The sequence below is a fragment of the Streptomyces sp. NRRL F-5126 genome (assembly GCF_000721265.1).
In the GTDB taxonomy this organism is placed as follows: domain Bacteria; phylum Actinomycetota; class Actinomycetes; order Streptomycetales; family Streptomycetaceae; genus Streptomyces.
The window spans coordinates 98,346-111,593 of sequence record NZ_JOFZ01000016.1 but is presented as its reverse complement, the minus strand read 5'-3'; the positions used below and the strand labels follow the sequence as shown (position 1 = coordinate 111,593).

The 13,248-nt window shown below is 71.4% G+C and carries 9 protein-coding genes, 1 pseudogene and 1 riboswitch; of the genes and pseudogenes, 2 read left to right on the top strand and 8 right to left on the bottom strand.

Features of this window, described 5'->3' with window-relative positions:
- Positions 1-258: 258 nt before the first annotated feature.
- A pseudogene (locus IH48_RS0131015) lies at positions 259-1,296 on the bottom strand (MBL fold metallo-hydrolase); the annotation flags it as partial.
- Between the two features lie 202 nt (positions 1,297-1,498).
- Here IH48_RS0131015 and IH48_RS0131010 point away from each other — a divergent pair.
- Entirely contained in the window at positions 1,499-2,428 is a 930-nt protein-coding gene (locus IH48_RS0131010; RefSeq protein WP_030912211.1) for a carbohydrate kinase family protein, read from the top strand.
- A 26-nt stretch (positions 2,429-2,454) separates the two neighbouring features.
- On the opposite strand, the gene IH48_RS0131005 is transcribed toward IH48_RS0131010, so the two are convergent.
- The gene (locus IH48_RS0131005) at positions 2,455-3,258 is read right to left on the bottom strand and encodes a M23 family metallopeptidase (RefSeq protein ID WP_030912207.1); all 804 of its coding nucleotides are present in this window, start codon (positions 3,256-3,258) and stop codon (positions 2,455-2,457) included.
- A 4-nt stretch (positions 3,259-3,262) separates the two neighbouring features.
- Positions 3,263-3,440, bottom strand: a riboswitch (cyclic di-AMP (ydaO/yuaA leader).
- 453 nt (positions 3,441-3,893) lie between these two features.
- On the opposite strand from IH48_RS0131005, the gene IH48_RS0131000 reads away from it, so the two are divergent.
- Complete coding sequence (locus IH48_RS0131000; protein ID WP_030912204.1) at positions 3,894-4,661, top strand: tyrosine-protein phosphatase; 768 nt, start codon at positions 3,894-3,896, stop codon at positions 4,659-4,661.
- Between the two features lie 269 nt (positions 4,662-4,930).
- Here IH48_RS0131000 and IH48_RS0130995 read toward each other — a convergent pair whose 3' ends face one another.
- From IH48_RS0130995 to IH48_RS0130970, 6 genes are all read right to left on the bottom strand, one after another.
- A complete protein-coding gene (locus IH48_RS0130995) occupies positions 4,931-6,376 on the bottom strand; it encodes an aspartate aminotransferase family protein (protein ID WP_051840912.1) in 1,446 nt (481 codons plus the stop codon).
- The gene (dxs, locus tag IH48_RS0130990) at positions 6,373-8,250 is read right to left on the bottom strand and encodes a 1-deoxy-D-xylulose-5-phosphate synthase (protein ID WP_030912198.1); all 1,878 of its coding nucleotides are present in this window, start codon (positions 8,248-8,250) and stop codon (positions 6,373-6,375) included. Before dxs ends, IH48_RS0130995 begins: the two co-directional genes overlap by 4 nt.
- A gap of 153 nt (positions 8,251-8,403) precedes the next feature.
- Entirely contained in the window at positions 8,404-9,423 is a 1,020-nt protein-coding gene (gene hpnH / locus IH48_RS0130985) for an adenosyl-hopene transferase HpnH (RefSeq protein ID WP_030912195.1), read from the bottom strand.
- Between the two features lie 5 nt (positions 9,424-9,428).
- Positions 9,429-10,085 (bottom strand): hypothetical protein, encoded by a 657-nt coding sequence (locus IH48_RS0130980; RefSeq protein ID WP_030912192.1) that lies wholly within the window; start codon positions 10,083-10,085, stop codon positions 9,429-9,431.
- Entirely contained in the window at positions 10,085-12,076 is a 1,992-nt protein-coding gene (gene shc / locus IH48_RS0130975) for a squalene--hopene cyclase (RefSeq protein ID WP_030912189.1), read from the bottom strand. The genes IH48_RS0130980 and shc overlap by 1 nt, the downstream gene beginning before the upstream one ends.
- 128 nt (positions 12,077-12,204) lie before the next feature.
- Complete coding sequence (locus tag IH48_RS0130970; RefSeq protein WP_030912186.1) at positions 12,205-13,248, bottom strand: polyprenyl synthetase family protein; 1,044 nt, start codon at positions 13,246-13,248, stop codon at positions 12,205-12,207.

The window sequence follows — 13,248 nt, the reverse complement described above, 5'->3', positions numbered from 1 at the left end:
CGGCCCTCGACCGGACGACCCCTCGGACAAGATCTTCAGGAGCGTTCCAGACGCTGCCACCGACATCGGCCGGGCGCTGACCGGCCTGCCCTCTCCTGCAAGCTCAGCGCCACACGATACGCGTTCGGACGACCAGCCGAGACGAGCCCTCCAGGGACGGCAAGGGAATGAAGCGCTGAGCCGTCGCTTCACGCTGCCGTTCGTCAGCAGGGGGACGCTCCAGCATCCGCACCATCTCCCCCATCTTGTCCCCGACCTGGCCACCGCCTGGCCGGCGTCCACGGCCGCGTCCTTCGTCCACTCCCCCGGCTCCGCCCATGCGTGCGGCGCGAGGTTGAACGTCCCCCAGTGGATCGGCATCAGCACGCCACGCGGCACGCCGCCCTGCAGGTCGAGGTGGGCGCGCAGTGCCTCGGCGGGCGTCATGTGGATGTCGGGCCAGTACTCCGAGTACGCGCCAAGCTGGATCATCGTGGCGTCGAACGGTCCGTGTGCCGCGCCGATGTCGCCGAAGCCGGTGAAGTAGCCGGTGTCGCCGCTGTGGTAGATCCGGTGCTCGGGGCCCGCGACGGCCCACGACGCCCACAGGGTGTGCTGCTTGTTGCGGATCCCCCTGCCGCAGAAATGGCGGGCGGGTGTGGCCGTCAGCCGTACGCCCGCTACCTCGGTGGACTCGTGCCAGTCGAGCTCGCGCAGCCTGGACGGTGCGACACCCCAGTGCTCCAGGTGGGCGCCCACCCCGAGGGGCACGGCGAAGACGGTGTCCGTGGCCGCGAGCGCCTTGATGGTGCCCATGTCCAGGTGGTCGTAGTGGTCGTGCGAGATCACCACCACGTCCACGGGCCCGAGCGAGGCGAGCGGCACCGGCACCGGGTGGAGCCGCTTCGGGCCCGCGAACGCGAACGGCGAACACCGCTCGCCCCACACCGGGTCGAACAGGACCCGCGCGCCGTCGATCTCGGCAAGCACGCTGGAGTGCCCCATCCAGGTCAGCCGGAGCCCGCCGGCCGGCGGTTTCGCGATGTCGGCGAGCGTCGTGGCGTGGACGGGCACGGTGCCGTTCGGCGCGCGCCTGGCCCGCGCCTCCTTCTCGAAGTAGGCCCTCGCGTACTCGAGCGGTGACCCCGAGGGCCTGGTGCGCGCCGTTCCGTCCGGGTTCTTGAACGTGCCGTCGGCGAAGTTCGGCGAGCGGCGGATGCGAGCGAGGCGCTCCCCCGTCGAATCCGCGCCGAAGGCGCCGGGGCGGTAGCCGCGCAGTCGCGCACGGAGGGAGCGGGGCGAGCCGGTGGCCGGCAGGGCACTTGCTGGGCTTACGGAGTTCTCCACAGCCGCAGAACGTCTGCGGGGCCCGTGGGATTCCCGGGCCGGACGGTACGCGCCGGAACTCCTCGGGCGGGGGTGAGTAGGGTGTCGGGATTCGCCGTTCAGACGACGTCGTCCGCGGGTTCACCGCGGCGCGTCAGCATACCGGGACGGGTACCGACGCGAAGGGGAGACTGTGGCGGACCAGCGGAGCGACGACGGACCCGGCCGGGCGGCGCACGACGTCCTTGTCGTCGGCGGCAGCGGCGTGGACACGGTGGTCCGGGTCGACTCGCTGCCCGTGCCGCTGGCCGACTCGGTCGACGTGAGCGCGATACACGAGTGGCCGGGGCACACCGGGGGCAACGTCGCCCTCGGCTGCCGGGCGCTCGGTCTCGCCGTCAAGTTCCTCGACTTCGTCGGCGACGACTGGACGGGCGAGCAGGTGCGCCTGCGGCTCGCCGAGGGGGACGTGGACTTCGAGGCGCTGATCTCCCCCGCGGGCACGCGGCGTGCGGTGAACCTGGTGGAGCGCACGGGGCGGCGCATGTCGTTCCGCGACAGCCGCGACCCGGCGGACCTGCGGATGCCGCCGTCCTTCTACCGTCCGCACCTGCGTGCGGCCCGCCACGTGCACCTGTCGGTCGTGGACTTCGCCCGCCATCTCTTCGACGACATCGAGGAGTCGGGCGTCCCCGTCTCCACCGATCTGCACGGCTGGGACGGACTGACCGAGCCGCAGCGCGAGTTCGCCCTCCGCGCCGACCTGGTGTTCCTGAGCGCCACGGGGGCGGGCGGACGGATCGCGTCGGTGATGAAGGAGATCCTGCGGGAGGGCCGCGCGGAGGCGGTCGTGGCGACGGCAGGCGCCGGCGGCTCGTACCTGATGACCCGCGAGGGCAGCCGCACGCCACGGCCCATCGCCGCGACGGTACCGCCGGGCCCCGTGGTGGACTCCAACGGCGCGGGCGACGCGTATGTCTGCGGTTTCCTCTACGGCCGGCTCGCCGGCCGGAGCCTTGAGGAGAGCGCGGCGCTCGGCGCGCGGGCCGGCGCCTACGCCTGCACGGGCCAGGGGCCTTCGGCCCTGATCGGCCGCGACGACCTGCTGGCCGGCGCGCGCTGAGCTGCCGCGCGCCGGGGCAGGCCGCGTCAGATCGTCACGCCGTGGGACTGCAGGAACGCCATCGGGTCGATGTCCGAGCCGTAGTCGGGGCCGGTGCGGATCTCGAAGTGGAGGTGCGGCCCCGTCACGTTGCCGGTGGCGCCGGACAGGCCGATCTGCTCGCCCTCGGTGACACTCTGGCCCGCGGACACGGACAGGGACGACAGGTGGCCGTACTGCGAGTAGTGGCCGTCGTCGTGCCGGATGACGACCTGGTTGCCGTACGAGCCGCCCCAGCCCGCCGTGACGACGGTACCGGCGGCGACGGCGTGCACCGGTGTGCCGCTGTCGACGAGGAAGTCCGTGCCGGTGTGGTATCCGCTCGACCACATGGAGCCCGCGGCGTGGTACGGGGTGCCGATGGGCGCCTTGCCCGCCGGGAGCATCCAGCCGGTGCCGGTCGTCGCGGAGGCCTGGTGCGCGGAGTTCCCCGTGGCGGCGGTCCCCGCCGGGGTGGCGGCGGAGCCGAGGCGGAGCTTCTCGCCCGGGCGGATCAGCGACGGGTCGGCGCCGACCACGTCCTTGTTGGCCCGGTAGAGGGCCTTCCAGCCGCCGCTGACGTGGTGGTGTACGGCGATCGAGGCCAGTGTGTCGCCCTTGGCGACGGTGTAGGTGGACGTGGCCGCCGCGGTGGTCCCGGCCTTGGCCGCGGGCGCGGTGTGTTCCGCCGCGCCGGCGCTCGCGGCTCCGAGCAGTGGCAGGACGACGGCGGCCCCGCCCGTGCCGACGGCCGTGAGGCCGCGGGTCAGTGAGCGGTTCCTGGGACGGCGGTGCTTACCCCGTGCGGGCATGGCGCTTTCCTCTCCGGCGCCTGCGAGGTGAGCTGTCGGGTTCGGGCTGGAGTTGCCCGGCCGCGCCGTGGCGCGGCTTCACCCCGAGCCGTCCGTGCGGTCGCGTGCGGACACACGTGCGCGCCGGTGGCGGCGTACTGCCTGGGTCCCCCGCTCCTGCCTGGCGTGGGTGATGTGAGGTGTGTTCGCCGGGCGGTGGCAGGACTCGGCGTCCCGCCCGGACTGCCGCGACGGTAGGGCGGGCGGCGCACACCGGACAAGGCCCGCGTGCCACTGGTCCTCCCGTGACACCACCGGCGCCCACCGCGCTCAGTGACTCTGCGTCGCAGGCTCTCCGCGTTTCCCCCGTGGCCCGCGGACAGTCGGGACGGCGCTCGGCCACGGTGTGTCACGGTTATGATCCTGCTCACGGACGGCCGCACCATCATCCGCCCACCCAGGGCACGTTGGGGCAATAGTCTCATAGCGGGCAACTCGCGCACGGCGCCGATGGCCTAGGGTGCGTGAGGAGGAGCCGTACCGGCGTCCCCACCGGTACCGACGACGAAGGAGTACCCGTGACGCAGGAGTCGCAGCACGTCCCTTCGACCGAGCCCGGGAGCGCGGCCGGGAACGCGGGCGAGCCGGAGCCCGAGCTGACCGGCGTGCGCAACTTCCGCGACGTCGGGGGTCTCCCGGCCGCGGACGGCAGGCGGGTGCGGCGGGGAGTCCTCTTCCGCAGCGGGCACCTGGCGGGCGCCACCGCGCAGGACGCGGTCTTCCTCTCGTCGCTCGGCCTGCACACCGTCTTCGACTTCCGCAACGCGGCCGACCGCAAGCTCGACGGTCCCGACATCGAGCTGCCGGGCGTGCGCAATGTGAACATCCCTCTCAACGACCCCGCGGAAGGCGCCGAGTTCTGGAAACTCGTCCGCCACGGCGACGTGGACCAGCTGCGTTCGATCCTCGCGGACGGCAAGGCCGGCGACCGCATGGCCGACTCGTACCGCAGGATCGTCGTCGAGCGGAGCGCGGAGATGGGCCGCGTGCTGCGCACCGTCGCGGACGGCAGCGTGCCGGTACTGGTGCACTGCGCCGCCGGCAAGGACAGGGCCGGTGTCACGACGGCGGTCATCCTGCTGGCGCTCGGCGTGGGGCACGAGGCGATCGAGGAGGACTACCTCAAGTCGAACGCGGCACACCGGCGCTACCGGGTGCGGCGCGACGAGAACGCGGACGGCGGCCGCTCCGCCGAGGTGCTCGAACTGCTCGGCCCGCTGTTCGGCGCACACGCCGAGTACCTGCGGACGGCCTTCACGGCGATCGAGGAGCACTGGGGCGGCACCGACCGCTACCTCTCCGAGGGCCTCGGCCTCACGCCCGGCGCGCGCGAGAGCATGCGCGCGCGGCTACTGACCGTGTGAGCCGATCGTGAAGAGCACCTGGAGGAAGGCCGCTCGGCAGGACACCCTCTTTGTGTCCCGGCTTCCGGCTGTCCAGCGGGTCGTGTGACATGGCGGCACCGGGGGGCAGCACAGCGCGCTGGGCGGCGGCCTCCGGGGTGAGCCGTCGGCTGCGGCGCATTGCTCATGCCTTCATCGGGCCAAAGCACTGCCCCTGAGGCGGACAACGTGCCTCAGGGGCAGAACACACTTCTCGAGCCGCGCCGGGGCGGGCGGCGCGGGCCCCGAGGTCAGCGGTTCGCGACCGCCTGCTTCACCAGGGTCTTGCCGAAGTCCCACATCAGCCCGCCGCCGCCGTGCGCGTCGTCCATGACGGCGGTGAAGGCGTCCACGAACCTGTCGACCTCGCGCTCGCCGATGGTCAGCGGCGGGATCAGCTTGATCACTTCGAGGAAGTCGCCGGAGACCTGCGTGAGAATCCGGTGCTTCTGCAGCAGGGGCACGACCACCATCTGCGCGAACAGGCCCTTGCGTGCCGCCTGGAGCATCGTCCAGCGGCTGCGCAGCTTGAGCGAGCTCGGCCTGCCGAACTCGATGCCGATCATCAGGCCGCGGCCGCGCACGTCGTGCAGCAGCTCGTACTTCGGGATCAGGTCCGCCAGGCGCTGCCTGAGCAGGTCGCCCGTGGTGCGGGCGTTCTCGACGATCTTGTCGTCCTCCATCACGGAGAGGACGGCGAGCCCTGCCGCCATGGCCTGCGCGTTGGACCCGAAGCTCGCCGAGTGGACCAGCACACGGTCCATCGACGAATAGACCTTCTTGAAGATCCAGTCCTTGCCGAGGGTCGCGCTCACCGGCACGTACCCGCCGGACAGCGCCTTGGCCACGCAGACGAGGTCGGGCTCGACGCCCGCCTCGTGCTGGTACGCGTAGAAGGTGCCGGTCCTGCCCATCCCGGTCTGCACCTCGTCGGCGATCAGCAGGGCCTTGTGCCGGTGCAGCAGGTCCTGGGCCGCGCGCAGGAAGCCTGGCGGTGTCTCGTGGACGCCCTTGCCCTGGATCGGCTCCACGACGAAGCCGGCGACGTCGCCCTTCTTGAGCTCCCTCTCCAGCGCGTCGAGGTCGCCGAGCGGGATGGCGGTGTCAGGCAGCAGCGGTGCGAAGCCGTCACGGAAGCTGTCCTCGCCGTTGACGGAGAGCGAGCCTGTCGTCAGGCCGTGGAAGGCGTGCGACGCGTACAGGACGCGCTTCCTGCCGGTGGCGTACCGGGCGAACTTGAGCGCGGTCTCCACCGCCTCGGTGCCGCTGTTGCCGAAGAACACGCGGTCGAGGTGGGGGCTGTGGGTCAGCAGCTTCTCGGCGAGCAGGCCCGGCAGCGGCTGGCAGTCGAAGCGGGTGAGGTCGGCGAGGGAAGCGTCGAGGACGTCGTGCAGTGCCTTGCGCACCACGGTGTGGTGGCGGCCGAGGCCCATGACTCCGAAGCCGGCCAGCATGTCCAGGTAGTCGTTGCCGTCCGCGTCCCAGAAGTAGGCGCCCTCGGCGCGCTCGTAGAACTTGTCGAAGCCGATGGTGTGCAGCATGCGGGGCAGCTGCGGATTGACGTACTTCGCGTGCAGTTCGTAGCGCTCCGCGCCCCGCTCGGCGAGCAGCCCCGCCAGGTCGAAGCCCTTGGGCTCCCTGAGCTCCTTCGGCTCGTTCAGCTCGGCGAGCCCCTCGGCGCCGGTGGGGTGGGTCATTGCGCATTCTCCTTGCGTGCCAGGGCGGCACTGATACGTCCCGCGATCTCTACCGGGGTGAGGCCGATGTCGGCGAGCAGCTCAGAGCGTTTCGCGTGGGCGAGGAACTGCTCGGGGATGCCGAAGGTGCGCACCGGCACATCGATCCCGGCGTCGCGCAGCGACTGCGCGACGGCCCAGCCGACACCGCCCGTGCGGCTGTTGTCCTCCACGACGGCGACCAGCCGGTGGCGCGAGGCGAGCGGCGCCAGGTGCTCGTCCAGCGGCTTGACCCAGCGCGGGTCCACGACGGTGCAGCGGATGCCGCGTGCTTCGAGCAGCTCCGCGGTGTGCAGGCAGACGGGTGCGAGCACCCCGGCCGACACGAGCAGCACCTCGGTGTCATCGCCACCGTGCAGGACATCCATCCCGCCGATGCGGGCGAGGGCGGGGACGGGTTCGCCCACCGATTCCTTCGGGAAGCGCACCACGGTGGGTGCGTCGTCGACGTCGACGGCCTCGCGCAGCTGTGCGCGCAGCTGGTCGGCGTCGCGTGGGGCCGCGAGCCTGAGGCCCGGCACGACCTGCAGCATCGACATGTCCCACATGCCGTTGTGCGAGGGGCCGTCGCTGCCGGTGACACCGGCGCGGTCGAGGACGAACGTGACACCGCAGCGGTGCAGTGCCACGTCCATCAGCACCTGGTCGAAGGCACGGTTCAGGAACGTCGCGTACACGGCGACGACCGGGTGCAGGCCCGCGGTGGCGAGGCCGGCCGCCGAGGTGGCGGCGTGCTGCTCGGCGATGCCGACGTCCCAGACGCGGTCGGGGAAGCGCTCGGCGAACTTCGTGAGGCCGACGGGGTGCAGCATGGCCGCGGTGATGGCGACGACGTCGGGGCGCTCCTCGCCGATGTCGACGATCTCCTCGGCGAACACCGATGTCCACGAAGGCAGGCTGGGCGCGAGCGGCTCGCAGGTGAGGGGGTCCATCGCGCCGACGGTGTGGAAGTGGTCCGCCTCGTCCTGGAGGGCCGGCGGGTAGCCGCGGCCCTTCTCGGTCAGGCAGTGCACGAGGACGGGGCCCGTGAAGCGCTTGGCGCGCTGCAGTGCGGCCTCGACGGCGGGCTCGTCGTGCCCGTCGATGGGCCCGAGGTACTTGATGCCGAGGTCTTCGAACATGCCCTGCGGCTGGAAGGCGTCCTTGAACCCCTTCTTGGCGCCGTGCAGCGATTCGTACAGCGGCCTGCCGACGACCGGTGTGCCCTGCAGGACGCCCTTGCCCCAGGCGAGGGCGCGCTCGTAGCCGTCGGTGATGCGCAGGGTGGCGAGGTGCGCGGCCATGCCGCCGATGGTGGGGCCGTAGCTGCGCTCGTTGTCGTTGACGACGATGATGAGCGGCCTGTCCTTGGCCGCGGCGATGTTGTTGAGCGCCTCCCAGGCCATGCCGCCGGTCAGCGCCCCGTCGCCGATGACGGCGACGACGTGGGCGTCGCTGCGCCGTACCCGGCCCGCCTTGGCGAGGCCGTCCGCCCAGCCGAGGACGGTGGAGGCGTGCGAGTTCTCGATGACGTCGTGTTCGGACTCGGCGCGCGACGGGTAGCCGGAGAGGCCGCCCTTGCCACGCAGTTTCGAGAAGTCCTGCCGCCCGGTGAGGAGTTTGTGCACGTAGCTCTGGTGCCCGGTGTCCCAAAGGATGCGGTCGACGGGCGAGTCGAAGACCCGGTGCAGGGCGATGGCCAGCTCGACCACGCCCAGGTTGGGTCCGAGGTGGCCGCCGGTTCTGGCCACCGCCTGGATGAGGAACTCCCTGATGTCCTCGGCGAGTTCGTCGAGCTCGTGCTCGCTCAGCGCCTTGAGATCGCGTGGTCCCCGGATGTTCTCAAGGATCGACACGCTCGGCCCCCTCTCGGATCGTTCCACCGTCGCACGGGCGACGGGTGCCCCGGAAGGCACCCGGTATTCGGCCGGGCGATGTCTCAGAAGCTGTTGTCCTGCCCCCTGCGGGGCCGGGAGCACCACGGTGTGCGGTGCCCCCGGCGGCCGGTGTCATCGGGTTCCGGCGACCGTCTCACGCGCCGCGCGGATGGTCTCCTTGAGGGAGCCCATGGTGGCGAGGACGGCGGTCGGCTCGTAGCCGCAGTGCGCCATGCAGTTGTCGCACCGCGCGTCCTTGCCGCGCCCGTACTTGCTCCAGTCGGTCTCCTCGATGAGCTGCTTGTACGTCGGCACGTAGCCGTCGCTCATCAGGTAGCACGGCCGCTGCCAGCCGAACAGGGAGTAGTTGGGGATGGCCCACGCCGTGCAGGGGAAGTCGGCCTTGCCTTCGAGGAAGTCCAGGAAGAGCGGGGAGTGGTTGAGCCTCCAGCGGGCCCGGTTGCCGCCGCCGAACGCCTTCTTGAACAGCTCGCGCGTCTGCGTCACACCGAGGAAGTGGTCCTGGTCGGGGGCCTTCTCGTAAGCGTAGGCGGGCGAGATCATCATCTCGTCGACCTTGAGGTCGTCGTTGAGGTAGTTGAGCACCTCGATGATGTTCTGCGGGGTGTCCGTGTTGAAGAACGTGGAATTGGTGGTCACCCGGAAGCCGCGCCGCTTGGCCTCCTTGATGGCCTCCACGGCCTCGTCGAACACGCCCTCCTTCGCCACCGACTCGTCGTGGCGCTCGCGCATGCCGTCGATGTGGACGGTGAAGGCGAAGTAGGGCGACGGGGTGAACTTGTCCATCTTCTTGCGCAGCAGCATGGCGTTGGTGCACAGGAAGACGTACTTGCGCCTGGCGACGAGCTGGCGCACGATCTCGTCGATCTGCGGGTGCATCAGCGGCTCGCCGCCCGCGATGGAGACCATCGGCGCGCCGGACTCCAGCACGGCGCCGACCGCCTGGGCGACCGGCATGCGCTGCTTGAGCACGCCCGCGGGGTGCTGGATCTTGCCGCAGCCCTCACATTTCAGATTGCACGCGAACAGCGGCTCCAACTCGACGATGAGCGGGAACTTCTCCCGCTTGCGGAGCTTCTGTTCGGCAAGGTACGTCCCGACCCTGATGGTCTGTCGGAGCGGCATAGCCATCTGGCTCACCTCCTGGGGAGCAGCAAAGAACGGTGCCATTCATAGAAAACCGGAAGGACGGCACGAAGGACGCGGAAGGCTGATATTCCTCCGCGTACCGTGCCGATCCGGACGAGCTCGTGCTCGGGAGCGTCCACGACCACACGTACGGCCGCAACCGGGCGCGGCCCGGTCTCCAGAGCGGTTCGGAGTGTCGTGGCGGACTCCATGTCCACCCCGACGGCCCCAGTGGTGCGCAGTTCGGCCCGTTCCTGGCCGCGTACCACATGGTCGGAACCGGTCAGCGGACCGGTGTGGACCGTGTGTCCGGGCAGTGCCCGCGACAACGCCTCGGAGAGTTCCGCGGAGCCGGTGCAGGGCGTGATGCCCTGCTGGTCCCTGGTCTCGTCGGCGACGATCAGGTCGCCCGGGCTCATGCCCGGGACGAGACCGGCGCAGAAGCCGGACGCGATGACCGCCGCGTCCCTGTGCCGGTCGTCGCCGAGCGCGTCCCTCACGGCGCGCTCGGCGTTGGCCGGGCCCATGCCCGTGCGCAGCACGGTCACGGGTCCTGCGGGCTCGCCGCGCCTGCCGCGCAGCGCGAACCGCTCGATGCCGAGCGCGCAGGCGATCAGCAGCGAGGGGTGCGTTCCACGGGGCTCGGCCCCGGCGCCGTCTGCCATCAACTGCCCTGGAGCGCTCGGCCGGCGAACGGCTCCCCGTGCACGTAGCGGCCGAGGGCCGTCAGCGGGAAGACCTGCCGGTAGAGGTGGTAGTTGATGGAGAAGTCCCACGGGAAGCCGGTGCCGGTGAAGAACGGCTCGTCCCACGATCCGTCCTCGCGCTGCGTCGCGGCGAGGAAGCCGATGCCGCGCTCGACGGCCGCACCGTCCCGCTCCCCCGCGGCGAGCAGCGCGAGCAGTGCCCACCCGGTCTGGGACGCGGTGGAGTCGCCCTGCCCGATCCACTTCTCGTCGGTGTAGGAGCGCTGGTCCTCGCCCCAGCCGCCGTCCTCGTTCTGCACGGACTCCAGCCAGGTCACCGCGCGCCGCACGGCCGGGTGCGTGGTGGGCAGCCCGGCGGCGGTCAGCGCGGGCACCACGCTCCCCGTGCCGTACAGGTAGTTGGTGCCCCAGCGGCCGAACCAGCCGCCGAACGTCTCCTGTTCGGCCAGCAGCCACTCCACTCCGCGCCGCGTGGCGGGGTGGTGCGTCCTGCCCTCGTAGGCCAGCATCTCCACGACGTGCGCGGTGACGTCGGCCGAAGGCGGGTCGATGACCTCGCCGAAGTCGCAGAACGGCAGCCTGTTGGGGAACGGGCTCATGTTGTCGGCGTCGAACGCGGCCCAGGCCCCGTTCTTCGACTGCATGCCCAGCGTCCAGCGGGCGCCGCGGGAGACGGCGTCCTCGATCCTGGCCGCGTCGGGGTGGTTGACCCGGCGCAGCGCCAGGATGACCTCGGCGGTGTCGTCGATGTCCGGGTAGTTGTCGTTGTGGAATTCGAACGCCCAGCCGCCGGGGGCAAGCGACGGCCTGCGCACGGCCCAGTCGCCCGGGCGGGCGATCTCCTCACGCACCATCCAGTCGGCCGCCTTGACGAGCGCGGGGTGGTCGGCGTCCAGGCCGGCGTCGGCGAGCGCGACGGTGGCGAGGCAGGTGTCCCACACCGGGGACTGGCACGCCTCGATCATGCGGGCGCCGTCCTCGCGCCACACGGCGAACCGGTCGAGCGAGGCGAGGCCCGCGCTCATGACGGGGTGCTCCAGGTCGTAGCCGAGCAGGTGGAGTGCCATCAGCGAGTAGACGGCGGGCGGCTGGATGCCTCCCCAGCAGCCGTCGTTCTCCTGGCGCTCGATGATCCAGCGGGACGCGGCGCGCATGGCGGCGCGGCGCAGCTTGCGCGGCGCCACCTTGCGGTAGGCGTGCAGTCCCTTGTCGAGGCGCTGGAAGAAACCGTCCCAACTGGCGGCCGCCGCAAGGGGCTTGGCTGGGTTGGGATCGGCGGCGTCGGTGTGCAGCTCGTCCAGCGGGAAGGGTGCGGGACGTACCGGGCGGAACGCGCCCACCACCGTCAGCGGCACGATGGTCTGGCGGGCCCAGCACCCGAAGTCGTAGACGTTGAGCGGCAGCCACTTGGGGAAGAAGATGACCTCGGGCGGCATCTCCGGCAGGTCCTCCCACTTCCACCAGCCGAAGAGGGCCAGCCAGATGCGGGTGAAGACGCGGCTCTCGGCGATGCCGCCGTGTTCGCGCACCCACTGCGCGGCGCGCGCCATGTGTTCCGCGTCCGGTCTGTCGCCCGCGAGCCGCAGCGCGACGTACGCCTCGATGGTGGCGGAGAGTTCACCGGGGCCGCCGTGGAACGTGGCCCAGGTGCCGTCGGCCCGCTGCTCGCCGCGGATGAAGAGCGCGGCGGCCTCGGTGGTGTGCGCGTCGCGGATGCCGAGGAACTGACGCAGCAGCAGGTCCTCGGCGTCCATCGTCACATTGGTCTCGAGGTCGCCCTTCCACCAGCCGGCCTCGTCCTGGCGGCCGAGCAGGTGCTCGATGCCGAGCCGGGTGGCGCGCTCGGCGGCCTCTCGTACATCTCCGGCCGTGGCGGTGCCGGCCGGTACGCCCGCCGAAACGGCCTGGGGCCTCATCGCCCCGGCGCTTCCGTCGGTCGTCGCTGTCATAACTTCCCCTCCGTGCAGTGGTGCATCTGCTGTGCTGGGGTCTTTGCCGCCCGTGTCCGCGCCTGTGGCGGGCACGGGCGGCGACTGCTCAGGTCAACCCCCAGAAAGGGCAGGTATGCGAATCGTGATCATCTCTCTCGTACGACGACGAAGTCGGCGAGCGCCACGAACTGCGCCCGGACTTCTTCCGGCATGTCCACTCCCGCCAGGGCCTCCACCGCGACGGCGTGCTGCCGACGAGCCTCCTGGGAGGTCCACTCCCGGCCGCCGGACTCTTCGATCAGCGCTGCGCGGGTGGCGAATTCTTCCTCGGAGAAGGTCTCGAAATCATTGCTTTTCGCGTCGGCGGCGAGGAGTTCGCCCAACCGGCGCGACGGGGCGTTGTCCGCCGCGAGTGCGGCGACGACCGGCAGGGACTTCTTGCGCTGCCTGAGGTCGCTCCAGGTCTGCTTCCCGGTGGAGCCGGGATCGCCCCAGATGCCGAGCAGGTCGTCCACGGCTTGGAAGGCCAGGCCCAGGTGATGGCCGTAGGACTCCAGCAGGTCGGCGGTGCGGTCGTCGGCGCCGCCGAGCACCGCGCCGATGGACGAGGCGCAGGCGAGCAGGGCGCCCGTCTTGTTGCCCTCCATCGTCAGGCACTCGTCGACCGTGACGCTCTCCCGGTGCTCGAAGGAGATGTCCTGCGCCTGGCCGTCGATCAGTTTGCGTGTGGCGCTGGTCAGGCGGCGCGTCGCACGGCCCGCCTCGGCCGTGCCGAGCTCCAGCAGCACCTCGTTCGCGAGCGCGAACAGCGCGTCGCCCACGAGGATCGCCTGCGCGGGTCCGTGCACCTTCCACACCGTGTCGCGGTGCCTGCGCTGCTCGTCGCCGTCCATCAGGTCGTCGTGCAGCAGCGAGAAGTTGTGCACGAGCTCCACGGCGACGGCGCCGGGCACGCCCTGCTCGGGCGCGGCGCCGGCCGCCTCGGCCGACAGGAGCGCGAGCGCGGGGCGCACGGCCTTGCCGCCGTCGCCCGCCGCGGGGTTGCCCGCCGCGTCGATCCACCCGAAGTGGTACGCCGAGACGGTGTCCATCGGCGGCGCCAGCCGGTCCACGGCCGCACGCAGCACCGGGGTCGCAAGGCTCCGCCCGCGGTCGAGCAGCGCGTTGACGTCCGCGGTGTCGACAGCCAT